Genomic DNA, 25,288 nt, shown 5'->3' on the forward strand with positions numbered 1-25,288 from the left:
TTCAGGCTTCGGGACCAGTCCTGCGTTTTCGCAGTTGCCGGTCAATGTGGTGCCTTCCTTCCAGTTGGTGGTCAGGGCCATGCACGGGGCGTAGCTGATGTTCTGGGCGTAGTTGATTCCGTTGTCTCCCTTTGCTGTCATTTCGACGGACCACCATGCTCCTGCGCCGCATTCGTTCATGGATACGAGACTCTTGGCGCCCCAGCCGATGATGCCGGAGGCAAGTTCGTCGGTGGTTGCGGTGTCGTTGGAGAGAACACCTTCGCTATAGCAGAAGTTTGTGGTTGCCCCGTTACCCGGTGCGACGTAGCCGATGTTCTTCCAGTTGCCGGCTGTAGACTTTTCTGCATAGAATGCGTCCTGCAGCTTGGCGTAGGTACCTGCCGCAACAGGCACTTCGCTTGCCTTGGCCTTGGCGATAGAACCGAAAAGTTTTGGCGAGCCAACCGCGGCAAGAATGCCTAGGATGACGATGACGACTAGAACTTCTACTAGGGTGAAACCTTTTTTCATTGGATAATACCGATTTATGATGATAAAATAAATTTCAGCAGTACAGATAAATTAGAAAAAAAGAAAATAGTCACCTGTTTGGGTGACTATAAAAAACAAAAATGGTTAATTTGCGTCGGTTTTCCAGGTTTTGCAGTTGTTGCTGGTTCCATGGAATTCAAGGCAATCTGATTTGGGTCTCCACTTGGTGCAAATGTTGTGCACGCCGTTGCCTTCTATGCAAATGTCTTCTTCTGGGTCAAAAACCTCTTCTTGCTGGGGTGTTCCAGTAGAGCCCGTTCCTGTAGATTGTTTCTTCCTTGTTGGAGTCCTTGCCTTCGTTCGGAGTCTCGTTTTTGGGGGCAGTTGCGCAATCGCCAGTTTAGACGTTGCCCAAGTGCCAGCCGAAAGTCAGCGCGCCACAGTTCAAGGATGAGACTACCTGGCTATAGGCAGGCTTGCCATTGGCTCCAGGGGACATGGTGTAGGAGAAATTTTGGGAGCTTGGGGCTCCGTAACCAATTTCCTTCCAGCTACCGAGTGCGATACCTTCGCTAATGTAGGCGTCTTGCAGGCTGATATAGGTGCCTGCTGCAACAGGAACTTCTGCTGCCTTGGCCTTGGCGATGGCGCCAAATAATTTGGGAACACCTACGGCGGAAAGGATGCCGAGGATAACCACGACGACCATGATTTCGATTAGTGTGAAACCTTTTTCATAGAACACTACAAATGATCAAACAACCAAATACATAATTGATATAGTTTATTTTGAAACAAAAAGTTCCACGCAGATGTATGCGTGGAACCAAATGTGTTGATTGTCAACAAATTAGCCCTTGAATTTGGCGAACTTGTAGAGGTACTTGGCGGTTTGCACCGGGGTCTTGAGGAAGGCTCGCTTCTTGCAACCGCTGAGGGCGAATCCCTGAAGGACCTTGTAGAGGCCGACTTGGGTGGGCTTGTCGATGGCCAGCAGGAACTTGCGGAACTTGCCTTCAAAGTCGTGGGTGCGTCCGAAGAGTTTGTAGACGCGGTCCTCGTAGGTCTTGAGGTAGTTCTTGCTGAGGGTTGCGTCACCAGAGCCTGCGAGGCCCTCGTGGACCGTCTGTGCACACAGACGGCCGGCGCGCATGGCGGCCGCGATGCCGCCACCGGTAAGGGGGTTCGTATGATGGGCGGCATCGCCCACGAGGGCGAGACGGTCCAAAGTGTAATCCTTCATGGTGCTGGAAACGGGAATCACGCCGCCCACCACCTTGTTGATCTTTGCGCCCGGGAAAAGCTTGTTCAGCCATTCCATGGTAACGTCGTAAATGCTGGCGTCGTCCTTATGGTTAATCAGGAAACCCGCGCCGAATTTCGTAACATTGCTCTTCTGCTTCGGGAAGCTCCAGATGTAACCGTCGTTAATAAAGTCATGACCCTGCCAGAAGGTAAGGTAGTCGGGGCGGGTGAGCATGCCATCCACCTGGATGTCGATGCCGGTGCAGGTGCCTGCCGGCTTCTGCAAACTGCCGAGGCCGACCATGCGGCCGATGCGGCTTTCAACGCCGTCGGCAGCGATCACCATCTTGGCGGTAATTTCCTGCACACCGGTTTCGGTAACGGAACCGTCGCCGTTGCCCTGTCCAAGGACCACGCGGACCTTGCGGAATCCATCAACGCCGCTTCCTTCCACGTCGCTCACGAAGTCGGCGCGGGCGCAGGTCACGACTTCTGCACCATCGTCGGCAGCCAGCTTTGCAAGCCACGGGTCGAACTTTTCGCGGTCCAGCATAATGCCCATGCCGGGCTGGGGGAGCTCGATGTTCACGCCATCGGGTCCGTAAATGTAAAGGCCGTTGATAATGCTTTCGATGCAGCTTTCGTCGATAGGGCCGTAAGTCTGCAAATCGGAAAGGTTGGTGCTGGCTTCGCCGCAGCGAACGGGGTAGCCAATCTTCTCGCGCTTTTCAAGAAGGAGAACCTTGTGGCCATCGCGGGCCAGGTTTCGTGCCGCCACAGATCCGCCAGGACCTGCGCCAATGACAACCACGTCGTAATGATTATCAAGCATTGTCTACCTCCTGGAGGGAGAGGGCGTGGACGGGGCAGGCGTGGGTGCAGAGACCGCAACGAACGCACTTTTCGTAGTCGATCTGCAAATCCAGACCGTACATGTCCAGGGCCATCTTGGAGCAAACGCCGACGCATCCGGCGCATCTCAGGCACTTCTTCTTGTCGTGAACGAGCTTCTTCATATTTGCCGCAATATAAAAAACCGCAGTGGCTGAAAAAGGACTGGGCCTTCAATTAGCGCCTTTGTAGAGGCTTCCGGAGATAATTTTGCAAAAAGCCTTAAATTTACGGGAAAACAGTGGTGTAAAACGCCTGTTTTCACGTAAAATCGCATTAGCTTGTCTGTAAACGCCGGCAAAAACCTGAATTGTTCAGGTTTTACGTCTCTAAAACGGCTGATTTTCCTGAAAAAAATCAAATTTTCCAGCATTTTTTGTGGCTGGAGCGTGCACAAATCGCAAAAAAAGACTTTTTACTATTAGTTTGTCTGGGAAATTACGGGAAAAAAGCGATAAAAAAACAGTTTTTTCCCGTAAAATCGACCCTTTTCCCAAAATTTGCGTTTTTTTTCGCGATTCCTTGCTTTTTTTTCGCGATTCCTTGCGATTCCTTGCGATTTCGCGTTGCTTAGCTTTTCTAGTAGGCGACAGCACCAGTCAGGCGGCTTTCGAAGTCGTCGTGCTTCAGCGGCTTGTCAAAGAGGAAGCCTTGTACGGAATGGCAGTTGATCTCGGAGAGGAAGTTTGCCTGGACTTCGCTTTCCACGCCTTCGGCGATGACTTCCTTGTTCATTTCCTGGGCGAGGTTCACCACGTTCTTCACCACGACTTCGTCGAAGGATTCCTTGTTGCCGATGTTGTCCAGCAGGGACTTGTCCAGCTTGATGACGCTGACGTCGAAGTTCTTGAGAACGTTCAGGGTGGAGTAGCCTGTACCGAAGTCGTCGATGGAAACGGAAATATCGTTGCTGCGCATTTCGGTGACGAAGCGGCGCATGGCTTCGCAGTCATCGTAGTCGGAAACTTCGGTGAGCTCGATTTCGATGTACTTGCTTTCCACGTTGTACTTGCGCATGATGTCAAGGATTCGGTGGGCGAGGCCTTCATCGCGGAGGTGGAGCTTGGAGAAGTTGACGGAAATACGGACCGGTTCGATATTGTTTTCCAGCCAGGATTGGATGTCGCGGCAGACGGTTTCGAAAACGAAGAAGTCCAGGGCGCAGATGGAACCTTCCTTCTCGAGGATAGGAACGAAATCCACGGGCGGGACCACGGTCTTGTGGCGGATCCAGCGGACCAGGGCTTCGGCGCCGCAAAGCTGCTTCTTGGAGAGGTTCACCTTGGGCTGGTAGTAAACTGCGAATTCGTTGTTGGAAAGGGACTTCCTGAATTCGCTGGAAATTTCGCGCTGGTGCATGGCGTTGATCAGCATTTCCTTGGTGAACCTGACCACGTCGGTGGTCCTGATGTTTCGTGCCACGCTCAGGGCGATGGCGGAATTGTTCATCAAGTCGCTGATGGAGTCCTTCTCGGAGGCGAAGAACACGCCCATGCGGCTCTGGATGGTAAAGGATACGGGCTTGGGACCCATGCTCAGGGACACGGGCAGGTTGGTGAACTTGCTGACGAAGGCGTCCACGTTGTCCTTCTTGAGGATCACCACGAAGTTGTCGCCACCCATGCGGGCAATCATTTCGTCGGCGGCAAGGAACACCTTGGCGGAGGATACGTAAACCTTGAGGCCCAGGTCGCCGGCCTGGCTGCCAATGGACTTGTTCACGTACTTGAAGTTCTTCAGGTTGATGAAGATGCTTGCGTATTCCTTGATGCGGCCCTGGGCGGTAATCTTGCCGATGAAGCGGGTGAGGCCTGCCTGGTTTTCTGCGTCGGTCAGGCTGTCGGTGACGCTGGCCTTTTGCAGGAGGGCTTCAAGGCGTGCCGTGCCTGCCAGCATGAAAATGTCCCAGAGGAGCATCTTGATGCCCTGGATTTCATCGACGGAAAAATTGGGCTTACCCTTCGGGGTGACCTTGAAACTGGCGATGCCGCCGTCGGAGGTGTTGAAGGATTCAACGAAGGGGCAGCTCTGTTCGCTGCATTCTTCGGAGAACAGGGAAACCACCCCGTTTGTGCCGGTGGCGGAGGGGGCGTGGATGGAGTATTCAATATGTCCGATGCAGAGGGCGTCGGCCAGGGGTTTGATCAATTGGGATAGCCCTGCAGCGGAATTCTCGTTTACGAGACTGATTCCCAGGAGTTTTTCCCTAAATTCCCTATATATGTTGAAGTCCATACATCCTCAAAATCCAAAACCGCGCCAAATTTAGTAAAAGGCGAGAGCTGCGGGAAAATTTTTCCCATAGTCGAGCCGAACTAAATGCTAGCGTAGCTAGCAAATGTAAAAATCAGGAAATGTTCTTTCAAGTTTTATTTTTATTATACATAAATATAAGTGTTGTGACGCTCTAAATGGTACAAAAATTAAATCGTTCGTACAGAAAAGTGTGTAAATCGTTGGCAAAGAACAAGTTAAGCGCGGCGTCACTTCCGGAATCCTGTAAATAGTTAGTTTACGCTAATTTTTCGATGTAAAGTCCGGCCCCGAAAGCCTCCTGTTTTTTACAGGGTTTGTCGGCTTCTCCCGTTTGCCCATTTTCCCAAAATTCTATCTTTCGCCTCGGTTTTTAATGAGGTAACCCCTATGAAAAATGAGGCAGAAAAGCCTAATTTCATTACGAGCTCTCTTGACTTTATCGTCAACTGGGGTCGTACGAACTCTCTGTGGCCGTTCCCCTATGGTACGGCATGTTGTGCTATCGAATTCATGAGTACCGAAGTTGGTCGTTATGACCTTTCCCGTATCGGCTCTGAATACGTCCGTTTTACCCCGCGTCAGTCCGACGTCCTGCTGGTGTCAGGTACCATTACCTACAAGCAGGCTCCGATCCTTCAGCGCATGTACGAGCAGATGGCTGAACCCAAGTGGGTCATCGCCATGGGCGCCTGTGCAAGCTCTGGTGGTTTCTACGACTGCTACTGCACCGTCCCGGGTATCGACCATATCATTCCGGTCGACGTCTATATCGGTGGTTGCCCCAGCCGTCCGGAAGCATTCTTCGATGCAATGTTCGACCTGCAGAAGAAGATCAAGGACGAATCCTACATGAAGATGCGTACTCAGCGCGTCAAGGAACAGTGGGAACTTATCAAGGCCAAGACTGCTGAAGCCAAGGCCGCCGCAAAGGAAGCCGCTCAGTCCAAGATCACTGAAGTGAAGGACTTCGTTGTGGAAAAAGAACAGAAACTCATCAAGACAGCCCAGTTCTGGAAGGATTAACAGATGGAAAACGTTGAAAACATCGTCTCCCTCCTGGAAGAGAAGTTCGGCGCTCAGCGCGATGCTTCCGCCAAGTGGGATGCCTGCGTTGTCGTCGCAAAGGAAAACCTCCACGCTGTAGTGGAATTCCTGAAGAACGACTGCGCTGTGAAGTTTGACATGCTGCTTGACGCAGCTGGTATCGACTACCTGACCTACCCGAATCACGAAGGACCGCGCTTCGCAGTCTCCTATGCTTTCAAGAGCATGGAAACCGCAGGTGCCCGCATCCGACTGAAGGTGCTGGTCAGCGAAGCCGACCTCAAGGTGCCGTCCGTTGCCGACCTCTATGCAAGTGCTAACTGGCTCGAACGCGAAGTGTACGACCAGTTCGGTATTTTGTTCGAAGGCCACCCGGATCTCCGCCGTATCTTGAACCACGTTGAATTCGTTGGCCATCCGCTGCGCAAGGACTATCCGGCCCACAAGCGCCAGTGGCTCTCCACCAGCGACTACCTGGTCCCGGAACTGGAAAAGGTCTTGGAATCCAAGGGCTACAAGGTGATCGAACGTTCTGAAGAAGTCGATCCTGTGGATGAAGAATTTCTTGAAGGGAGTATCAAGGCATGATCGTATTAGATCCTAATGGCGAAAAGCTGAACCTGATGGCTCTGAACGTGGGTCCGACCCATCCGGCAACCCACCACTGCGTGCGCTTGCTCGCAGCTCTCGACGGCGAAACCATCGTGGCTGGTGTTCACGAAATCGGTTTCATGCACCGTGGCTTTGAAAAGATGGTTGAACGCGGTACCTGGCAGCAGGCTCTCCCGTACACCGACCGTCTCAACTACTGCTCTGCAATGATGAACAACATTGCATTTGTTCGCACTGTAGAAAAGATGTTCGATATCGAGATCCCGGAACGCGCAAAGGTGCTCCGCGTTATCGTTAACGAACTTTCCCGTATCAACGACCATTTCATCTGCGTCGCTGCTGCATTCCAGGACTTGGGCGGTACCACTCCGTTCATGTACGCTTTCAACCCCCGTGAAGAAATCATGCTCATTTGGGAAAAGCTCACTGGCGCACGTTTGACCAACAGCTACGCACGTATCGGCGGTATGTACCGCGATACCTACAATGGTTTCGAAGAAGACGTTCTCGCTGCTTGCACTTCCGTGGAAAAGGCTCTCAAGGACCTCCACGCTTGCTTGGACCGTAACCGTATCTTCCTGGATCGTACCGTTGGTATCGGCAAGATCTCCAAGGAACGCGCAATCAGCTACGGCTGGACCGGCCCCGTGCTCCGTGCAACCGGCGTCGCAAGCGACCTCCGCAAGGATGAACCGTACTACGATTATGAAACCTACGACTTCGAAGTTGTCGTAGGCACCCAGGGCGACGCAAACGACCGTCTCCAGGTTCGTCTCGCTGAAATCGAAGAATCTGTGAAGATCGTCCGTCAGGCTCTCAAGCGCTTGGCTCCGGGCCCCATCGACATCGTCGATCCGCGCATCCGCGTGCCGAACCACAAGCTTGCTTACCAGGATATGGAAGGCCTTATCGGTCGCTTCAAGAGCGTTTACGAAGGCATCCGCGTACCGGAAGGCGAATTCTACTGCGGTACCGAATGTGCCAACGGTGAACTCGGCTTCACCATCGTTTCTGATGGTTCCGGTCATCCGTACCGTATCAAGGCTCGTTCCCCCAGCTTCGCACACGTTTCCGCATTTGCAGAACTGGTGGAAGGTCTCACCATGGCTGACTCCATGGCAATCCTTCCGGGCCTCAACATGATTGCAGGAGAACTTGACCGATGAGAGAACATATTCAAGGCGCAGTTCACTTTGTCGCCAACAATAACTTGAAGTTCGATCGTCCGGCAGAACCGATCCCGGCTCTCCCGGATCCGGCCGAAACTTTTGGCCATGTCCATAAGGCTCAGCCGCAGCCGTCCCCGAAGGAAGTGCTGGACAAGCTCTCCACTCCCGAAATCAAGGAACGTTGCGCAGACCTCCTGAGCCGCTACCCGGAAGGCCAGGGCGCACTTCTCGAAGTGCTTTGGCTCGTGCAGGGCGTGTTCGGCTGGGTTCCGACTGAAGGTATCCGCTGGGCTGCTAACGTCTGCGGTTGCGCTCCGGCTCACGCAATGGGCGTCGCTACTTTCTACACCATGTACAATCACGCTCCCAAGGGCAAGTTCATGTTGCAGTTCTGCCGCAACATCAGCTGCGCCATCAAGGGTGCTCAGCCCCTCATCAAGTATGTGGAAAACAAGCTCGGTATCAAGTCCGGCGAAACCACTGCTGATGGCATGTTCACCATCCTTCAGGTCGAATGCCTCGGTTCCTGCGGCAACGGCCCCATGATGCTGGTGAACGACGATTTCGCAACTGACGTTGTTGATGGTCAGCTCAAGATGAAGCGTGGCACTACTCTTACCGAAGCTTCCATCGATCGCATTGTCGATTGGTGCAAGGCCCACGCAAACAACGTTCCCAAGCACGACGTGCTGGGCGGCACTGTTAAGGGCCACTGCGGTCATCCGGGCGCTCCGGGTGCAACTGCAAAGCCGCAGGTTGCTGACTACGCTCCTCCTTCTCCGGTTCTCGCCGTGAAGGCTGAAGCTGATGAAACTGGCGCAACCCTCACTTGGAAGGGCGCTCCGGAATTCACCAAGATCGTTGTTGAAAAGAAGAACGGTTCTGAATGGGTCGCCGTTGGCGAACCCGGCGTTAAGGACAAGGCTTTCGTCGACGCAGCCGGTAAGGTTGGTGACGAATACCGCATGATCGCCACCTCTGGCGAACGCGTGGCTAAGCCCTCCAATGTCGCTGTTACCACTCAAAAGCCGGTTCCGGAAGAAAAGGCGGTTTAATCATGGCAGAATGCGTAAAAGTTTGTACAGAAAACTTTGGCAAGGGCGCCCAGGACATCGAAGTCTACAAGAAGCTGGGTGGCTACGCTAACATTTCTGAACGCTTGTTCAATATGAGCCAGTTCGAACTCATCGACTACGTGCAGCGCTCCAATCTGCGTGGCCGTGGCGGTGCAGGCTTCCCCACTGGCATGAAGTGGAGCTTCGTTCCCCGCGGTACCGGCAAGCCGGTGTACATCGTGGTGAACGCTGACGAAGGCGAAGGCGGTACCTTCAAGGACCACTTCCTCATGCTGGAAGATCCTCATCGCTTGATCGAAGGTTTGATCATTGCCGCTTGGGCTCTCGGTTCCCGCGCAGCTTACATCTACTGCCGTGGCGAATTCCTGCCCTGCATCGAAAGCCTCAACAAGGCTTTGAACCAGGCTTATGCCGCTGGCTACCTTGGCGAAAATATCTGCGGAACCAAGTTCTGCTTCGATATCTTCGTACACCGTGGCGCTGGCGCCTACATTTGCGGTGAAGAAACCGCACTCATTAACTCTCTCGAAGGCCAGAAGGGTCAGCCCCGCTTGAAGCCGCCTTTCCCGGCTGTTAGCGGTGCCTGGAAGAGCCCCACCTGCGTGAACAACGTAGAAACCATCATGGCTCTCCCCTGGATCCTGCAGCACGATCCTAGCGAATACGCTAAGATGGGTACTCCCCGTGCAGGCGGTACCAAGGTGTTCTGCATTTCTGGTGACGTAAAGAATCCGGGCGTTTATGAAGCTCCTCTCGGAACTCCCATGATGACCATGATCAACGAATACGCCGGTGGCGTCGTCGGTGGCAAGCTGAAGGCTGTGCTCCCGGGCGGTTCCTCCTGCGCTCCGCTGACTGCAGAAGAAGCTGCTGTGGCCACCATGGATTACGAATGCTTGGCCTCCATGAAGACCATGTTCGGTTCCGGTGCTATGATTGTCATCAACGACACTCATAACATGGTTGATCTCCTCAACGTTCTCGGTAACTTCTATAGCCACGAATCCTGCGGCCAGTGCACTCCCTGCCGCGAAGGTACCGGTCTTCTGCACCGTATCCTCAACCTCATCGTCGATGGCAAGGGCCACGATGGCGACGTTGAACTCATGCAGAGCCTTACTGGTGGTTTTGGCGGCGTGACCATCTGTCCGCTGTCCGTTTCCCTGGGCGGTCCTGTAGCTTCCTACAGCACCAAGTTCCGTGCAGACTTTGACGAATACATCGCAAAGAACCCGGATCACGCAAAGCCCCGTGTACAAGAAACTTATCGTCCTGGAATCTTCTGGTAATAAATTATGAGTAACTTCTATAACATGCCGAAACTCCCGACCGAAAACAGCCCGAAGGTGGAAATCTTCGTGGATGACAAGGCCGTGATGGTTCCTGGCGACACAAACCTCCTCGAAGCCCTCAAGGCTGTCGGGATCGAAACTCCTCACGTCTGTTACCATCCGTATCTTCCGGTTTCCGGTAACTGCCGTCAGTGCCTCGTTGAACAGGAAGGCCCCCGCGGTCGTATGCTGGTCATTGCCTGCTACACTCCTGTTGCCCCGGGCATGAAGATCTACACTCCTGCATCCTCCGCACGCGTCAAGAACGCCCGTAAGGCAACTCAGGAATTCATGCTGGTGAACCACCCGCTGGATTGCCCGATTTGCGACAAGGCTGGCGAATGCACCCTGCAGGAAAACTACATGGAAGCTGGCCAGAACGAAGGCCGCATGCGTCCGGAATATGGTAAGAACTACCACGGTAATCCGGCTCACCAGTTCATTGACTCCAAGGGTCAGGTCCGCGGTGGTAAGCATGTGGACATCGGCCCCCGCATTCTTCTCGACGAAGAACGCTGCGTTCAGTGCGACCGTTGCGTACGTTTCATGCGCACCATCGCCAAGGACGAACAGCTGCAGCTCGCTGGCCGCGCCGACCATACCTACATCTCTACTTTCCCTGGCGAAAAGCTGGACCACGAATATGACCTCTGCGTCACCGACGTGTGCCCCACTGGCGCCATGACTGCAAAGTACTTCCGTTTCCAGAAGCGCGTATGGCTCCTGAGCCACACTCCGACCATCTCCATGGACGACTCCCTGGGTGCAAACATCTGGTTGGACCACGCCGACGGCCGCATCTACCGTATGATGCCCCGCTGCAACCCGGAAGTGAACCGCAGCTGGATCTCTAACACCACCCGTCTCGCATTCCAGACCTTCAGCGAAAACCGCTTGCCGGCTATGGGCCTCAAGGTGATCAAGGAAGAAATGGGCGAGGGCAAGGTCGCAATCGTCGCTGGTGGCGCCTGCACCATCGAAGACTTGGCAGCTATCAAGCTCCTCAAGGATACTCTTGGTGACAAGGCTGAAGTCTTCGGCGGCACCTTCAAGAAGGTTGGCTCTCCGGACGGCATCGCTATGAGCGGTGACCCCATGGCAAACCGCGCAGGCTTCAAGCTCATGGGCATTGCCGACGACAACCTGGCTGACCTCGTCAAGCGCGCTGGTGAATTCAACGTTCTCCTCACCGTCAACGCCGACCTCTTCGGTGAAGACGCTGCCGCTGCCAAGGGCCTGGAAAAGATCGCAACTCGCATTGCTCTTTCCGCCTTTGACGACGAAACCGCCAAGAAGTCCACTCTCGCCTTCGGTATCAAGCACTGGAGCGAAGTCCAGGGTACCATGGTCAACTGCAACAACCTCCTCCAGAAGTTGAATGCAGCCCCGACCTGCCCGGATGCAGATCTCCGCCCGGCTTACGAAGTGATTTCTGAACTTGCTGGCAAGCCTTTCACAAGCGCATTCGAAGCCTTCAAGAAGGCAGGCGAATACGCATCTGTTCTCGCTGGTCTCGCATACGATTCCATCAAGAGCACTGGCAAGCTCCTCGAAGGAGGTAACGCATAATGGATATCATCGAATCCAAATCCTGGGTTGAATGGCTGATCACGATTGCGAAGTTCGCCTTCTGCTTCGTGCCGGTCCTTTACATCCTTCTTTTGATCCCTATGGAACGTCGTGGCGCCGGCTTCATGCAAGACCGTCAGGGCCCGAACCGCTCCTACATCAAGATCCCGTACTTCGGTAAGATCCGTTTGTTCGGTTACGTACAGAACATGTGCGACGGCGCCAAGCTGTTCTTCAAGGAAATGTTCGCTCCCAAGGGTGCAAACAAGATCCTTTACTACGCAGCTCCGGCAATTCCGTTTGCCATCGTCTTCCTCTCTCCCTGCGTCATTCCTTGGTTTGGTCCCATGGTTTTCGACTGGGCTGGCGAAGTTGTGCGTATCCCGGGCTCCATCGTTGATTCCGACGTCGGCGTCCTCCTCCTCTTCGGTCTTTCCTCTCTGTCCGCATACGGTGCAGTCCTGGCTGGCTGGGCTTCCAAGTCCAAGTACAGCTACCTCGGTTCTCTCCGTACTACCGCAATGACCGTCAGCTACGAAGTCTGCCTGGGCCTCTCCCTCATGGGCGTGCTCCTCTTGGCAGGTTCCTTCAACCTGACCGACATCGTTAGCTGGCAGGAACACCACGTTTGGGGTATCGTTGCACAGCCCATCGCCTTCATCTGCTTCCTCATCGCTAGCATCGCCGAAACCGGCCGTGCTCCCTTCGACGTTGCAGAAGGTGAACCGGAACTGGTTGCAGGTTACCACACCGAATATGGTGCTATGCACTTCGGTCTTTTCTACATGGGCGAATACTCCCACATCTGCATCAACAGCTTCCTTATCGCAACGCTGTTCCTCGGTGGCTACTCCATCCCGTTCGTGACTACTGAAACCATTCAGGCTCACATGGGTGGCTCTCTCGCTATCCTCTGCTGGGTGTTGGCATTCCTCGCTCTCGCATTCCTCCACATGGTACATCGCTACTCCAAGAAGCTGGCTGCCACCAAGCAGACCCACCGCTTCGAAGTTCTCCGCGAATACCGTCTGTACAACATTGTTGGCTGGCTCGCAGTTATCGTTCTCATCGCCGCTGGTGCTTGCTCCTGGATGTTCTTCACTCCGGAAGTTGCCCACACCGCTGCTGGTGTTAACACCCTCGGTACCGCTCTCGGTACTGCTGCTATCCACCTCTTGGTTCTCGTGGTCAAGAGCATCATGTTCTGCTGGGTCTGGATCTGGGTCCGTTGGACTCTCCCGCGCTTCCGTTATGACCATGTCATGAACCTGGGCTGGAAGGTTATCCTGAACATCGCTCTCGTTAACCTTGTTGTCACCGCTATTGCTGCAAAGCTCTTGGGAGGTAACTAATGGCTCGCGTTATTAAACAGAAACCCATGAACTGGGTTGAACGCCTTTACGTTTACGAATGTCTCCGTGGCTTGTTCACCACGTTGAAGCATGCCGCTCGCGGTTTCTTCCGTTACGAACAGCTGCCGACCATTTCCTATCCGGAAGGCCAGCCGGACATTCCCAGCAACTACCGCGCTAAGCACCGCTTGATGCTCCGCGCCGACGGTACTCCCCGTTGCGTTGCCTGCGGCATGTGCGCTGCAGCTTGCCCTGCTCACTGCATTTTCATCGAAGCAACCAAGAGCGACGATCCGCGTATCGAAAAGCGCGTGATGCGTTTCGACATCGACCACCTGGTCTGCGTATTCTGCGGCCTCTGCGTCGAAGCTTGCCCGGTTGATGCACTCCGCATGGACACCAAGCAAATCGTATTTGAACACCGTACCCGCGAAGAATTCGTGGCTCATCTCGAAGACCTCACCAACTGGGATCCGAAGGATTACCCCGAAGATGCACAGAGCCAGATGGCTCCGGGCGGTACCAAGAATGCCGAGGCCCGCAAGGTCTGGGGCATGGAGGTTAAATAATGCTCGCATTGATTTACTTCATTATCCTGGCAGTCGTCGCAGTTGGCTCCGCTATCTGCGTGCTCCTCTCCAAGCACCCCCTCTACGGTGCACTTTCCCTCGTCGTGTCCATGCTTTCTCTCGCTGGCATCTACGGTCTTCTGGGCAGCCCCTTCATCGGTGTTGTCCAGGTGATGGTCTACGCAGGCGCAATCATGATGCTCCTGACCTTCGTGATCATGGTGCTTAACGCCGCCAAGGACAGCAAGACTCCCATGTTCGACAAGGTTTCCCTCTTCGTGATTCCCGCAGCCCTGGTGCTGGCTGGTCTCGTCGGTTTCGTGCTGGTTCGCTCCGGCATCGCTTTCGACGCCACCACCCTCCGCGGCTCCGTGAAGTTCACTTCCGAAACCCTTTTCAACCTCTCTCAGACTGGTCCGGGTTACTTCGTCCTGTTCGAAGTCATCGGCCTTCTGCTCCTCTCCGCTATGGGTGCTGCTGTTCTCATGGCTAAGAAGCGTCTGGGTACCGACAACGAGGAGGAAAAATAATGGAACTCCAAGCTATGTACGTTCAGATTCTGGCCCTGGTGATTTTCGCCATCGGCCTCATCGTGGCCATTTCCCGCCGCAACGTGTTCTTCGTGCTCATGGGTGTTGAACTCGCCCTGAATGCAGTGAACCTCTCCTTCGTCGGTTTCGCAAAGACCTTGCCCGCCGACCTGAGCGCTGCTGGTCAGATCGTGCCGCTGTTCACCATCGCCGTCGCTGCTGCCGAAGCTTGCGTTGGCCTTGCCATGGTGATCATGATTTTCCGTAACCGCGAAAGTGTCGATGCTGACACCTTCACAAACTTGAAGGGGTAATAATCAATGACTAATTTACCGCTTTGGTTTATTCCGCTCTTCCCGCTTATCGGCTGCATCGTTCTCGGCGCTATCGCCGTGATCTCCTCCGGTGAAAAGAAGGGCCCGTCCGAAGGCTTCGTCGGCGCACTCTCCGTGCTGTTCCCGGCTCTCGCTTTCGTAAGCGTTGTGCTGCTTTCCTTCAACATGCCCGAAGACGGCATCCGCAGCACCCTCTGCAACTGGATCGACATCCCCATGCTCAAGGTGGATATCGGCTTCCTGTTCGATGGTCTGTCCCGCATCATGCTGTTGTTCGTCACGGGCATCGGCACCTTGATCGCGCTCTACTCCAACGGTTACATGCACGGCGACCGCGGTTTCGCTCGCTTCTTCGCCTACATCAACCTGTTCTTGTTCAGCATGATCGTGCTCGTGCTCTCCGACAGCCTCCTGCTCACGTTCCTCGGTTGGGAAGGTGTGGGTCTCTGCTCCTACCTCCTCATCGGTTTCTGGAACCACGACGTCAACAACTGCAAGGCTGCTAACAAGGCATTCATCGTGAACCGCGTGGGCGATATCGGCTTCCTCCTGGGTATGCTGGTTCTCTGCACCATCGGTGGATCCAACATCCTCAACTACGATGCACTCAATGCTTTCATCGGCATGATCATGGGTTCTGGCAACCTTGAAATCGTCATTCCGATCCTCTCCATCGCAGGTCTCTGCTTCTTCATCGGTTGCACCGGTAAGTCCGCTCAGATTCCGCTCCTCACTTGGTTGCCCGATGCAATGGCTGGTCCGACCCCGGTTTCCGCCCTTATCCATGCTGCAACCATGGTGACCTCCGGTGTCTACCTGCTTGCTCGTCTTTCCACCATGTTCGTCCAGATTCCGTTTGTTCTGGATGTCATCACCTGGATCGGTCTCCTCACCGCCTTCTGGGCTGCTGTGGCTGGCCTCTTCCAGAACGATATTAAGAAGGTCCTTGCTTACTCCACCATCTCCCAGCTTGGCTACATGTTCATGGCTGCAGGTGTTGCCGCATTCGACGCTTCCATCTTCCATGTGTTCACCCACGCCTTCTTCAAGGCAGCTCTCTTCCTCGGTGCCGGTGCTGTGATTCACTCTCTCGCTGGCGAACAGGATATGCGCAAGATGGGTGGTCTTCTCAAGAAGACTCCGGTTACCGCATGCGTGATGATCTTTGCATTCCTCGCCATTATCGGTTTCCCGGGATTCGCTGGTTTCTGGTCCAAGGACTTGATTCTTGAACGTCTCTACATGAGTGGTCCTATGGGTCCGTTCTTCTATGCAGCCGGCCTCCTCACTGCAGTGATCACCGCCGTCTACATGGGCCGTCTCATTGTTCTCACCTTCTTCGGTTCCTACCGTGGTTCCAAGGAAAGCGAAGAACACATCCACGAAGCTCCGGCTTGCATGTTGTTCCCCATGGTGGTTCTCGCTTTCGGTGCAATCTTCGCTGGTTACTTCTGGGCCGACTCCATGGGCATCAAGTTCTTCGAAGAATCTCTCGCACCGGTCGTTGGTGCTGCCCAGCAGGTTCTCCATCATAGCGAAGCTCACATCAACCCCATGGTCTTTGCTGGCCTCGGCACTCTCGCTGCCCTTCTCGGTATGGGCATCGCCTGGGCAAAGTACGGCAAGGCTCGTATCCCGGCTGCCAAGGGTTCCTCTGCTCCTCAGGGCAAGATGGCTACCTGGACATTCTTCTGGGATTACGTTCACGGTGTTGTGATTACCGTTGTCAATGCCATCGCATGGGTGGTTGACAACTGCGTCGACAAGCTGGTTCAGTTTGCTCAGTGGTTGGTTGGTGGCGTTGCCGAAATCCTCGGCGATGGTGCCGCTTCCTTCCAGGTCCGCAAGGTTCGCCTCCAGATCGCTCTTAGCATCGCTGGTGTGGCTGCCCTTGTGATTGTTGTTCTTTTGACTGGAGGTTTGATCTAATGCTGTTGCATCTCCTCGTCTTAGCACCGTTCGTTGCCGCTATCCTCATGGTGGCAACCTCCAAGGAAGATCCCAAGTCCTCTTCTCGACTGGCCTTCCTCTTCGCCCTGGCATTCTTCGGTATGTCCATCGCTAACATCGCTGCTGGCAACCAGGCAACCGAAGCCTACGAATGGTTCCGCATTCCTGGCGCAAAGGGCCCGGTCTACTACTACCTCTATAGCCATGGTCTTGGTGCTTGGATGGTTCTCCTCTCTACCGGTCTTTCCCTGGTAGCCTTGATTACCGCCCGTAACACCACCTGCAAGAACTACCGCAACTTCGCTATCGGCATCTTCGCCTTGATGGGCGCCATGAACGGCACCTTCCTCGCAGCCGATGCAGTTCTGTTCTTCTTCTTCTTCGAAGCCATGGTTATCCCGGCTGCAGTCCTCATCGCTGGTTTCGGCGGCAAGGATCGCGCAAAGGCTGCAATGACCTTCGCCATCTACACCCTCGTGGGCTCCGCTCCCATGATGGTCGCTCTGTGGTACCTGATTTCCCAGGCTGACAGCTCCCTGCTCCTCTCCCTGGCAATCGCCCTGCAGAACATGCCCGAAGGCGCTCAGACCGCAATCCTCGTAAGCTTCCTTCTCGCCTTCATGGTGAAGACTCCGATCTTCCCGTTCCACGGCTGGCAGGCAATTTCCTACTCCGAAGCCCCGGCTCCTCTTTCTGCAATCCTCACTGGTGCAATGAGTAAGGCTGGCGTGTTCGGCTTCATCGCTTGGATCCTCCCGATCTTCCCGATGAACATGTCCGTTGTTACTGTTATGATGTGGCTCGGCCTCGTGACCGCCGTCTACGGCGCTCTCATGGCTCTCCGTGCTACCGACGCCAAGAAGCTCCTTGCCTTCAGCTCCATGGGCCATCTCGGTCTCGCTGTGGCAGGCGTGTTCAGCCTCTCCGAAGCAATGCTCCCCGCAGTGCTCGTTCTCCTGGTTGCTCACGGTATCTCCGCTGGCGCCCAGTTCCTCTTGATGGGTATTGCAGAACGCATGACCGGTACTCGCGAACTGGATAAGCTGGGCGGTCTCGCCCGCGTTACTCCGGTGTTCGGCACCTTGTTCGGCTTCGTTGCAATCCTCGCTCTCGCAATTCCTGGTACTGCAGGCTTCGTCGGCGAATTCACCGTTCTCATGTCTCTCTGGGATATGGGTCCGATGCCCGCTCTCGTCGCTGGCCTTTGCATCATCCTCTCTGCCGCCTACATGCTCCGCTTTGTTCAGAAGGTCATCTTCGGTGAACAGAAGTGCGAAGTTGCCGGTACCCGCATGACTGCCCTGGAAGGTTCTTCCATCGGTATCATGGGCGTGCTGCTCCTCGTGTTCGGTATGCACCCGGCATTCATCACCAACGCTCTCCACCTCTTCGACGAACAGGCCATCGAAACCATGGCCAAGCTGGCTGGCGAAAAGCCGGCTGCCGCTGCCGAAGACGAAGAAGTTGCTCCCCAGAGCATCCCGGGCGTCGATGCTGAAGTTGATGAAAACGTGGCTGAAGTCGCAGTCCCCATGACTGAAGAAGATTTCCGTCAGTTGGACTCCAACCTCGCTGCCAACGGCTTTAGCGCAGAAGAACGCGCTAACCTGATTGCCCAGCTCAAGGAAATGAATGCCGAAGAATCTGCCGAAGCCGCTGCAGAACCTGCCGCTGCTGAAGGAGGTAACAAGTAATGAATAGCATTATCAATCTCTTGCCGGTTATCCTGGTCGCTGTTGGCGCCCTCATTACCTTGGCTGCAGAACCGTTCGTCAAGGACGACAACAAGCACAAGGTGCTTCCCTGGGTTGCAACCCTCTTCGTTGCTCTCGGTGCAGGCGCTTTCGCTCTCGTCCAGAACGACACTTTCTTTAACCTCTACGCAATGGATCCTGTCCGCCGCCTGCTGGGTGTGGCTATCTTCCTTTGCGCATTCCTCGGCATTGCCGGCCTCCAGTGGACTCTCGGTCACGAAAAGTTCAAGGGTGGTGAAGCCTACGGTCTGTTGCTCCTCGCTACCTGCGGTGCAACCCTCATGACCCAGGCTATCGACTACTTGGCCCTCTTCCTGGGCATGGAACTGGCTAGCTTCCCGATCTACGCTCTCGTAGGCCTCCGTCGTAAGGACGTGAACGCTAACGAAGGTGCTTTCAAGTACTTCGTTTCCGGTTCCGTCTTCAGCGCCATCTTCCTCTACGGTGTGGCTCTCATGTACGGTGCAACTGGTACCACTCACTTCTTCGGTGCAGTGATCCCGGGCCGCGAAGCTATCTACGGAATGGGTATCCTCTTTGCCATCGTCGGCCTCCTCTTCAAGGCTGGCGCTGCTCCGGTTCACTTCTGGGTCGCTGACGTCTACACCGGCGCATCCGTTGCTGTGACCGCTTTCATGGCCGCAGTGGTCAAGGTCGGCGCTCTCGCTGCCCTCGCTTCTGTATGGCTGGGCATCCTCGTTACCCGCGCTGGCATTCAGGCTAACGTATGGAACCTCTCTGAACAGGTGACTATCGCCGGTCAGTCCAAGGCTCTCTTCTACGTCGTGCTTATCGTTGCCGTGCTCTCCATTGTGTTCGGTGCATTCGGCGGTCTCGCTCAGAAGTCCGTCCGTCGCATCTTGGCTTACTCCGCTGTGATGAACGCTGGTTTCATCGTGCTCGGCCTCCTTTTGCCGAACTACCTTGAAAACGGCACCGTCCAGATGGGCGCTATGTTCTACTTCCTCGTGACCTACGCCATCGGTTCTGCAGGTGCCCTCACCGGTATCGCATACCTCTCTGGCCGCGAAGACCGTCACGAAAACCTCTGCGATCTCCAGGGTCGCGGTCGCAAGCGTCCGTTCGTGGCTCTCGGCGTAACCGTGTGCTTGGCAAGCCTTGCCGGCCTTCCGCCTGTTGCCGGCTTCCTCGCAAAGTTCACCTTGTTCACCGAAGCATGGGCTGGTGGCATGGGCTGGGTTGCAGCTCTCGCATTTGCCCTCTCCCTGGTGGCCGCTGTGTACTACCTCCGCATTGCCTTCGTTCTCTTCATGCCGGCTAAGGCTGAATGTGAATGCAAGTGCTGCTGCGAAAAGAGCGCACCCTATAGCTACCTTCTCAAGTTCGGCGTTACCATCGCAGCTCTCGCTCTGTTGGTGATCGGCGTCCTTCCGAAGCTCGCTCTCCTCGCTTAATAGCGAACGCGCGCAATAAAGCGCCGCGCAATTAAGCGCCGCGCAATAAAGCGCCGCGCAATTAAGCACCGCGCGACAATGCGCAAAACCCCGTAGGCTAAAACCTACGGGGCTTTTTGTTTAATGGGTCGTTTAATAAGCTTGTCGTTTGATAAGCTTGTCGTTTATTCCCCGGTCTTTGTGCTGATGTCCTTCACGAACAGGAACAGGCTCTGGTTTACGTCGCTGTAGTCGTCGGCGGGGAGCATCTCCATCATGGTGGGGCGGAATACGTTTTCGTAGCGGCGGCGGTAGAAGATTTCGATGGAACTTGCGCCGCCCATAAAGTGCCTGCGCAGGAATTCCAGGTTGGTGCTGCCAAGGTAGCTTTCCAGGTCGTCGGGATGCACCAGGCCCGAAGTGCCGAAGCCGTGAAGCCATTCGGAAATCTTCTCGGAGAAACCCTGCGCACTGTTCTTTTCAGACAAGTTCATCTGGATGATGCTGAACGTATCGTAGGTGAGGTTCACCTTCAGGATCTTCGTGTAGGACCTGCAGATCGCGCCGTACGCTTCCCGCTGGCCGCGCCTGTCCACGCCTCGGGTCTTGTAGTAGTTTTCCTTGTCGCGGTACATCATCTTGTCCGCCGCGTTCTTCATCTCGGTCAAGTCGGCGTACGGGTTACGGCGCTGCTCCGCGAACCCCACCGACAAGAAAAGCTCCTTCGCCAGCTTGCCCGACCACTGTTCCGTTTCCTCCAGGATCCTCTCCTTGAAAACGGCGCCCTCCACGTCGGAAAAAAGCTGCACCATGAACTCGTCGCCACCCACGCGGTAAACCTTGCCGCTGCCCGCGAAAGCCTTCAGAATACATTCGCTGGCACCCTTGATCAGTTCGTCGCCCGCGTTGTGCCCCAGGGTGTCGTTCACCTCCTTCAGGCCGTTGATGTCGATGGAGAAGAAAATCATGTTGTCCGGAATGGGGGAGCCCTTCATCTGGCGGTAGTTCTGTTCGTAGGCGTTGCGGTTGTACACGCCGGTCAGGGAATCCACCTCGGCCTCAACCACCAGGCGCTCGTTGCGCTCCTGCGCCACCACGAAAATATGCACGATGATGCAGCCGATGAACGTGCCTACGGAATAGAACGGAGCGTCGGGATACAGCAGCTGGAACACCCCCGTAAGCAGCGGCGCCATCACGAACATGAGCACCGCGGAGTACTTTTTGCGCTTGTCGCTTGAACTACGAAAAAGGGCGAAGGTGGTCAAAATACCCGTGACCACGTAGAACGCGTACTGGTTCAAGAAGGCCACTTCCCTGAACAGCTCGGTCTTGTACTGGTGATCGGCGGTAATGGTGAACACCGTAGGTGTAAAGCAGTTGCGCACCACGAGGCACACCTGGAATGCCAGAACCAGGAAACCCAGTCCCTGGATAATCTGCGGCCTCTTCACTTCGCCCTGCAGGTAAGTCAGCACGAAGTACAGCCAGAAGTTGGCGGTGACTGCCGACGAAATATGGAACACCGAGGAACTGATGAACAAGGCGGTGTCGCTCTTGACATAGGGCATGGCGGCCAGCCCCCAGGCCGTGTCCTGCAGGCAGAAGAAAACGCACCAGAGAAGCAGCCTGCGGTAGGCCCTGTCCACCGGGGAGCTGTTGTCGCGGAACACGTAGGCATGGCGGAAAATAATCGTAAGGACGATTGCATAGGAAAGCGCCAAAATCCAGTAAAGCGAATGAACCACAGGAACCTCGAAAAATCTGTAAGTAATTTAACATAAAATTCCCGCTGCTCTCGCCCCACATGTCATCGCGAGGGCCGAAGGCCCGTGGCGATCCAAAGCATCCCGTCCCCGATGTTATGTCATCGCGAGGAACGTAGTGACGTGGCGATCCAAGCATTACATTTAATGCAAATGGAATGATAAAAATTATTTACAATTTCTTCAAATGCTTATATTTCGCTTACATTAATACGTTATCTGTAATATTAATCACAAACTCATTTGCCAAAATCTTGTCTTTTTAGCTCAAAAAGCTAAATTTCGCGCCGTAAAAATTTTTCAACGGGACCCCTAAAATGAAAAAATTCCTTTTCACAACCCTCGCTGTCGGTGCCTTGGCTGTAAGTGCTAATGCGGCCTTGACTGTGAATTCTAAAGGCTGCTACCAGATTAGTTCTGCCAGTGAACTTTCTGAATTCGCTTCTGTTGTAAATAATGGCGAAAAGACTGCTTGTGCTGCTGTTACAAAAAGCATCACACTTACTGGAACATGGACCCCGATTATGGGATTCAAGGGTGTATTTGACGGCGGTTACGATAGAAATGATGACGCTCCAATTACGATTAGTGGCTTGAAGTTTGACAATTCTTCTTCCGAAGTAGGATTGTTTGGTAGCGCTGAAGGCGGAGCTCTCATTCGTAATGTTTCCATTGTCAATGGAAGTGTTGGCGCTGATAAATATGTCGGTGGTATCGTTGGAAACGTTGTTGCTGCTAGTGAAAATGTGAGCGATTTGAAAAGCGTTGTAATTGATAACTGCAATTATAGCGGATCCGTTAAAGGTAATGAAAATGCCGGAGGCCTTGTAGGTAATATTTCCTCCAACACCAGTGTAACAATTACAAACAGCTATAGTACCGCTACTATTGAAAAATACACATCCAGCAAGAGTGACCAGGGTGGCTTAGTTGGTTATGTTGGCGCAAATGCGACCCTTAAACTGGTTAACTGCTATAGCACTGGTTCTGCTACAACAAATCCTCTTGTAGGAAATTCTAGGGGTACGATTACTGGTGATAACGTAGGCTGTAAAAAAACTGGCACTTTGTTTGACAAGTGCGATGATGTTGTAAAGAGTGGTGTTTATTCAAATTCCAACTCTGCAAATGTTGTTGCCAACTACGAAAGCAATTTGAATAACGAAGATTACCAAATTGCCAATGTTCGTTCCACTTATGATGCTTCCGCTATCGAAACTATGCTTGCTCCGGATCTTAGCGGCATTAGCTTCAAGGACACCACATGGACGGAAGGTTCTCTTTGGAGAAAGAAAACCTACGCAATTACATCTTCTACTTTGAATGATACTGAACCGGTGGTCCTTCCTCAGAGTTTGACCATTGACAGTGTTGTTCTTGATCGTGAATTCCAGCCGAAAGTGAATTCCACGGTTATGTTACCTTTTAGCATTGCTGCAAATGCTGTTGAAGGTGGTAAGTTCTTCAACATTACTGCAATGGGTGAAACAGATGGTGTTTGGAATGTCACTGGTGATCAGGAAGTTACGACCATTAAGGCTCATACCCCTTATCTTGTCAAGCCGACTGCAAATCGCTTGATTTTCCGCGGAAAGGTAACTCTTGAGGCTACTGATGGCAGCATGAACGAAGTTGCCATTGATGGTGCAGACAACTGGTCCTTCCGCGGTGTGTATGCTACAAAGCTCTGGGAAGAAAATGATCCTGAAATAGGAACAGCAGGCCAGGCATATGGCTATTCTTCTAAGGCCGATGCTGATCGTGGCATTACTGAAGGTTCTTTTGTCAGAGTCGGAAAGAATGTCCGTTTGAAGCCTATGCGTGGTTACCTGTACTATGCAGTTCCGCGTTGCTCTGGCCTTTGCAAGTCGGCTGCAATTTCTCTCGATGACCTTCCGTCCACAATCGTTGTAAATCTTATTGAGAAGGATTTGCCGCCTTATATTCCAGAAGTTGAAGAAGTGGTAGAAACCATCAATCCTATTGTTGGCGAAGAAACAGAAGAACAGGAAGATGCTCCGCTGTCTATTGTAAAGCCCATGATCGCTCCGGAAGCTGTGAAGGCAAATCGCTGGTTTGATCTCAATGGTCGTTTCCTCAATAAGAAGCCCACCAACCATGGCTCTTTCTACAACAAGCCGGTCATCATCAAGTAAGGAGGGAGTACAAATGAACATGGAAATTGAAAAGAAAGAATATGTCGCTCCTGCAATGACTATCGTTGATATGAAGATGGAAGCCCCTTTGCTTGGTGGCAGTGAATGTCTCATTGGCTGTGCAGCGTCTGAAGATCCTGATGATCCGTGGGATCTTGAATAATCTTCCCTCACACTCTTTTTTAGAATCTCACAGAAGCTTCCCCGCGTTCAATAACCTTAAAAAATCCCCTACGCCTTAAGCGCCGGGGATTTTTGGTTCTATTTAGAACTGTTCAAAGAATTTGTGCACGGCTTCCGGAACCCAGGTGCTTTCCCAGTTCCAACCGACGCCCATATTACCGGTGTCGTGTGCGGTCCACTGATGATCTCCGGGCCAGCTGCACCACTTCACAGGGAAGCGGGGGTCCACGGTCTTGAAGTCGTAGCAGACATGTCCTGTATTGCCGCTGATTTCTTCGGGCTTTTCGGCGCTGGCATCAGTAAACTGGCTGTCGCCATCAGAAGCCTTACCGTTGTTCTTGAGGATACGGGGCAGAGCACTGTCTCTTGCACGCTTGTAATCGCAACGGCCATCATTAACACCATGGACGTTCATCCATGCGATAGGCAACTTCTTGTTGGAACCATTTTCCTGAGGGAGCCAAATGTTATAGTCTGCGACAGCGTAGGTTGCCACGGCGCGGATGCGGTCCTGGTAATCCTGGGCGAGGGAGTTGGAATACATTGCCCCGAAGCTGAAGCCGGTAACGAACACGCGGCTAGTATCGATGCAGTAATTTTCTTCCATGGTGGTCAGCATCTTTCCGAAGAAGTCGTGGTCATCCTGGCCCTTGTTCCAGAGGCCGCCCACAGCCTGTGCAGAAACGAAGATGTAGTCGCCGTTCTTGTCCAGAACCTGCTGGCCATAGTACGGGGTAGGATGGTCGTAGTCCGGAGTATGGTGCACGAAGTCTTCGGCGGAACTGCCGTAGCAGTGCATGGCGAACATAATCTTGTAGGGCTTGGTGTTGTCGTAGTTCTTGGGCAAGGTGATGAAATATTCGCGGTTGGTGCCGTTCACGTTCACCACGTGGTGCTCACCGTTTTCCACACGCTTGTCGGTGCGCAAGGTAGACTCCTTGCCGCAACCCTTACTGGGGGTAGGTGCGTTCTTAAGTGCGTAACCGAACTTGTATTTCTTTTCGGCCTGGGTAAGTTCCAAGGCCAGTGTGGTATCAAGCTTGCTCAGCGCCACGGTCAAGGTATCGTAACCGTCGGCGATAACCTGAAGGTCGTCTGTAGCAGAGAACTTGAGAAGGGCGCGGGACTCTCCGCCCAAAGATGCGCTTTCCGAAGATCCGCTGAAGCCGCTTGCGCTTCCGTCGGCGTTGAACTTCACGCTTTGCATTGCAGAGCCGACGCGGACTCGTGCGAAGTAGGTACCCTTGGCGCTAATGCCCTGACGCAGATCGTAGGAACCGGAGCCGTAGAGGGTCTTGCTGGAAACAAGGTTGCCCACCATGTCGAAAACCTTCACCTGTACCGGGCTGCCGCTCTGTGCGTAGTTGAGAACGCCCTGGTTCACATTGATGAAACCTGCTCTTTGTTGCGGGGCAATTCCAAGTTTTTCGTCCACTTCCAGCGAGAACTTGCCGCTGGCATCGGTCTTGGTGGACTTTTCGTTCTTGAGAAGGCTAACGGATGCGTCGGCAACAGCCTTGCCGTCGGCCTTGTTGGTGACTGTTCCCTGCACGGTGTAGGCGTAAGCCGATGTGCACAAGGTTGCTGCAAGCGCGATGGGTAACGCGCGGATAACGGAATTCTTCATTCAAC

At 53.8% G+C, this 25,288-nt stretch carries 20 protein-coding genes and 2 pseudogenes; 15 read left to right on the forward strand and 7 right to left on the reverse strand.

Annotation, left to right across the window (positions count from 1 at the left end; genetic code table 11):
- Positions 1 to 408: 408 nt before the first annotated feature.
- The 5 genes and pseudogenes from MJZ25_03130 to MJZ25_03150 all read right to left on the reverse strand — a co-directional run bounded on the left by MJZ25_03130 (position 409) and on the right by MJZ25_03150 (position 4,845).
- Positions 409 to 513, reverse strand: a pseudogene (locus tag MJZ25_03130) (prepilin-type N-terminal cleavage/methylation domain-containing protein).
- 592 nt (positions 514 to 1,105) lie between these two features.
- Positions 1,106 to 1,219 (reverse strand): annotated as a pseudogene (locus MJZ25_03135) (prepilin-type N-terminal cleavage/methylation domain-containing protein).
- A gap of 105 nt (positions 1,220 to 1,324) precedes the next feature.
- On the reverse strand, positions 1,325 to 2,551 hold the full coding sequence (locus MJZ25_03140) for an NAD(P)/FAD-dependent oxidoreductase (protein MCQ2123155.1): 1,227 nt from the start codon (positions 2,549 to 2,551) through the stop codon (positions 1,325 to 1,327).
- Positions 2,544 to 2,735, reverse strand: coding sequence for a 4Fe-4S binding protein (locus MJZ25_03145; protein MCQ2123156.1), 192 nt, complete (start codon positions 2,733 to 2,735; stop codon positions 2,544 to 2,546). Before MJZ25_03145 ends, MJZ25_03140 begins: the two co-directional genes overlap by 8 nt.
- Positions 2,736 to 3,189: 454 nt before the next feature.
- On the reverse strand, positions 3,190 to 4,845 hold the full coding sequence (locus MJZ25_03150) for a GGDEF domain-containing phosphodiesterase (GenBank protein ID MCQ2123157.1): 1,656 nt from the start codon (positions 4,843 to 4,845) through the stop codon (positions 3,190 to 3,192).
- Positions 4,846 to 5,253: 408 nt separating this feature from the next.
- Here MJZ25_03150 and nuoB point away from each other — a divergent pair, with 408 nt between their 5' ends.
- Genes nuoB through MJZ25_03215 form a run of 13 tightly spaced genes read left to right on the forward strand, consistent with a single transcriptional unit; the run spans position 5,254 to position 19,572 of the window.
- Complete coding sequence (nuoB, locus tag MJZ25_03155; GenBank protein MCQ2123158.1) at positions 5,254 to 5,889, forward strand: NADH-quinone oxidoreductase subunit NuoB; 636 nt, start codon at positions 5,254 to 5,256, stop codon at positions 5,887 to 5,889.
- A 3-nt stretch (positions 5,890 to 5,892) separates the two neighbouring features.
- Positions 5,893 to 6,498, forward strand: coding sequence for an NADH-quinone oxidoreductase subunit C (locus MJZ25_03160; GenBank protein ID MCQ2123159.1), 606 nt, complete (start codon positions 5,893 to 5,895; stop codon positions 6,496 to 6,498).
- Positions 6,495 to 7,688, forward strand: a complete 1,194-nt coding sequence (locus MJZ25_03165) for an NADH-quinone oxidoreductase subunit D (GenBank protein MCQ2123160.1) — start codon at positions 6,495 to 6,497, stop codon at positions 7,686 to 7,688. The genes MJZ25_03160 and MJZ25_03165 overlap by 4 nt, the downstream gene beginning before the upstream one ends.
- Entirely contained in the window at positions 7,685 to 8,746 is a 1,062-nt protein-coding gene (locus MJZ25_03170; GenBank protein MCQ2123161.1) for an NAD(P)H-dependent oxidoreductase subunit E, read from the forward strand. The genes MJZ25_03165 and MJZ25_03170 overlap by 4 nt, the downstream gene beginning before the upstream one ends.
- A 2-nt stretch (positions 8,747 to 8,748) precedes the next feature.
- A complete protein-coding gene (nuoF, locus tag MJZ25_03175) occupies positions 8,749 to 10,056 on the forward strand; it encodes an NADH-quinone oxidoreductase subunit NuoF (GenBank protein MCQ2123162.1) in 1,308 nt (435 codons plus the stop codon).
- A 24-nt stretch (positions 10,057 to 10,080) separates the two neighbouring features.
- The gene (locus tag MJZ25_03180) at positions 10,081 to 11,667 is read left to right on the forward strand and encodes a 2Fe-2S iron-sulfur cluster-binding protein (GenBank protein ID MCQ2123163.1); all 1,587 of its coding nucleotides are present in this window, start codon (positions 10,081 to 10,083) and stop codon (positions 11,665 to 11,667) included.
- A complete protein-coding gene (locus MJZ25_03185; GenBank protein MCQ2123164.1) occupies positions 11,667 to 13,019 on the forward strand; it encodes an NADH-quinone oxidoreductase subunit H in 1,353 nt (450 codons plus the stop codon). The genes MJZ25_03180 and MJZ25_03185 overlap by 1 nt, the downstream gene beginning before the upstream one ends.
- Complete coding sequence (locus tag MJZ25_03190; protein MCQ2123165.1) at positions 13,019 to 13,588, forward strand: NADH-quinone oxidoreductase subunit I; 570 nt, start codon at positions 13,019 to 13,021, stop codon at positions 13,586 to 13,588. Before MJZ25_03185 ends, MJZ25_03190 begins: the two co-directional genes overlap by 1 nt.
- On the forward strand, positions 13,588 to 14,118 hold the full coding sequence (locus MJZ25_03195) for an NADH-quinone oxidoreductase subunit J (protein ID MCQ2123166.1): 531 nt from the start codon (positions 13,588 to 13,590) through the stop codon (positions 14,116 to 14,118). The genes MJZ25_03190 and MJZ25_03195 overlap by 1 nt, the downstream gene beginning before the upstream one ends.
- Positions 14,118 to 14,432, forward strand: a complete 315-nt coding sequence (gene nuoK / locus MJZ25_03200; GenBank protein ID MCQ2123167.1) for an NADH-quinone oxidoreductase subunit NuoK — start codon at positions 14,118 to 14,120, stop codon at positions 14,430 to 14,432. The genes MJZ25_03195 and nuoK overlap by 1 nt, the downstream gene beginning before the upstream one ends.
- Before the next feature lie 6 nt (positions 14,433 to 14,438).
- Positions 14,439 to 16,382 carry an NADH-quinone oxidoreductase subunit L gene (gene nuoL, locus MJZ25_03205; GenBank protein ID MCQ2123168.1) on the forward strand — a complete coding sequence of 648 codons (1,944 nt, stop codon included), beginning with the start codon at positions 14,439 to 14,441 and terminating at the stop codon, positions 16,380 to 16,382.
- Positions 16,382 to 18,097: an NADH-quinone oxidoreductase subunit M gene (locus MJZ25_03210; protein MCQ2123169.1), complete on the forward strand. Its 1,716-nt coding sequence runs from the start codon at positions 16,382 to 16,384 to the stop codon at positions 18,095 to 18,097. Before nuoL ends, MJZ25_03210 begins: the two co-directional genes overlap by 1 nt.
- Complete coding sequence (locus MJZ25_03215; GenBank protein ID MCQ2123170.1) at positions 18,097 to 19,572, forward strand: NADH-quinone oxidoreductase subunit N; 1,476 nt, start codon at positions 18,097 to 18,099, stop codon at positions 19,570 to 19,572. Before MJZ25_03210 ends, MJZ25_03215 begins: the two co-directional genes overlap by 1 nt.
- A 164-nt stretch (positions 19,573 to 19,736) precedes the next feature.
- Here MJZ25_03215 and MJZ25_03220 read toward each other — a convergent pair whose 3' ends face one another.
- Entirely contained in the window at positions 19,737 to 21,299 is a 1,563-nt protein-coding gene (locus MJZ25_03220) for a diguanylate cyclase (GenBank protein ID MCQ2123171.1), read from the reverse strand.
- A gap of 335 nt (positions 21,300 to 21,634) precedes the next feature.
- Here MJZ25_03220 and MJZ25_03225 point away from each other — a divergent pair, with 335 nt between their 5' ends.
- Together MJZ25_03225 and MJZ25_03230 are read left to right on the forward strand one after the other, a co-directional pair.
- Positions 21,635 to 23,473 (forward strand): hypothetical protein, encoded by a 1,839-nt coding sequence (locus MJZ25_03225; protein ID MCQ2123172.1) that lies wholly within the window; start codon positions 21,635 to 21,637, stop codon positions 23,471 to 23,473.
- A 13-nt stretch (positions 23,474 to 23,486) separates the two neighbouring features.
- Positions 23,487 to 23,636 (forward strand): hypothetical protein, encoded by a 150-nt coding sequence (locus tag MJZ25_03230; GenBank protein MCQ2123173.1) that lies wholly within the window; start codon positions 23,487 to 23,489, stop codon positions 23,634 to 23,636.
- Between the two features lie 102 nt (positions 23,637 to 23,738).
- On the opposite strand, the gene MJZ25_03235 is transcribed toward MJZ25_03230, so the two are convergent.
- Positions 23,739 to 25,283 (reverse strand): esterase, encoded by a 1,545-nt coding sequence (locus MJZ25_03235; protein MCQ2123174.1) that lies wholly within the window; start codon positions 25,281 to 25,283, stop codon positions 23,739 to 23,741.
- Positions 25,284 to 25,288: the final 5 nt, after the last annotated feature.

Origin of the sequence: Fibrobacter sp., from assembly GCA_024399065.1 — a bacterium.
Taxonomy (GTDB): Bacteria; Fibrobacterota; Fibrobacteria; order Fibrobacterales; family Fibrobacteraceae; genus Fibrobacter.

Excerpts from the sequence above, each read along its gene's own strand:
- MJZ25_03140 (MCQ2123155.1), bottom strand. The coding sequence starts at position 2,551 with ATGCTTGATAATCATTACGACGTGGTTGTCATTGGCGCAGGTCCTGGC.
- MJZ25_03145 (MCQ2123156.1), bottom strand. The coding sequence starts at position 2,735 with ATGAAGAAGCTCGTTCACGACAAGAAGAAGTGCCTGAGATGCGCCGGA.
- MJZ25_03150 (MCQ2123157.1), bottom strand. The coding sequence starts at position 4,845 with ATGGACTTCAACATATATAGGGAATTTAGGGAAAAACTCCTGGGAATC.
- nuoB (MCQ2123158.1), top strand. The coding sequence starts at position 5,254 with ATGAAAAATGAGGCAGAAAAGCCTAATTTCATTACGAGCTCTCTTGAC.
- MJZ25_03160 (MCQ2123159.1), top strand. The coding sequence starts at position 5,893 with ATGGAAAACGTTGAAAACATCGTCTCCCTCCTGGAAGAGAAGTTCGGC.
- MJZ25_03165 (MCQ2123160.1), top strand. The coding sequence starts at position 6,495 with ATGATCGTATTAGATCCTAATGGCGAAAAGCTGAACCTGATGGCTCTG.
- MJZ25_03170 (MCQ2123161.1), top strand. The coding sequence starts at position 7,685 with ATGAGAGAACATATTCAAGGCGCAGTTCACTTTGTCGCCAACAATAAC.
- nuoF (MCQ2123162.1), top strand. The coding sequence starts at position 8,749 with ATGGCAGAATGCGTAAAAGTTTGTACAGAAAACTTTGGCAAGGGCGCC.
- MJZ25_03180 (MCQ2123163.1), top strand. The coding sequence starts at position 10,081 with ATGCCGAAACTCCCGACCGAAAACAGCCCGAAGGTGGAAATCTTCGTG.
- MJZ25_03185 (MCQ2123164.1), top strand. The coding sequence starts at position 11,667 with ATGGATATCATCGAATCCAAATCCTGGGTTGAATGGCTGATCACGATT.
- MJZ25_03190 (MCQ2123165.1), top strand. The coding sequence starts at position 13,019 with ATGGCTCGCGTTATTAAACAGAAACCCATGAACTGGGTTGAACGCCTT.
- MJZ25_03195 (MCQ2123166.1), top strand. The coding sequence starts at position 13,588 with ATGCTCGCATTGATTTACTTCATTATCCTGGCAGTCGTCGCAGTTGGC.
- nuoK (MCQ2123167.1), top strand. The coding sequence starts at position 14,118 with ATGGAACTCCAAGCTATGTACGTTCAGATTCTGGCCCTGGTGATTTTC.
- nuoL (MCQ2123168.1), top strand. The coding sequence starts at position 14,439 with ATGACTAATTTACCGCTTTGGTTTATTCCGCTCTTCCCGCTTATCGGC.
- MJZ25_03210 (MCQ2123169.1), top strand. The coding sequence starts at position 16,382 with ATGCTGTTGCATCTCCTCGTCTTAGCACCGTTCGTTGCCGCTATCCTC.
- MJZ25_03215 (MCQ2123170.1), top strand. The coding sequence starts at position 18,097 with ATGAATAGCATTATCAATCTCTTGCCGGTTATCCTGGTCGCTGTTGGC.
- MJZ25_03225 (MCQ2123172.1), top strand. The coding sequence starts at position 21,635 with ATGAAAAAATTCCTTTTCACAACCCTCGCTGTCGGTGCCTTGGCTGTA.
- MJZ25_03230 (MCQ2123173.1), top strand. The coding sequence starts at position 23,487 with ATGAACATGGAAATTGAAAAGAAAGAATATGTCGCTCCTGCAATGACT.
- MJZ25_03235 (MCQ2123174.1), bottom strand. The coding sequence starts at position 25,283 with ATGAAGAATTCCGTTATCCGCGCGTTACCCATCGCGCTTGCAGCAACC.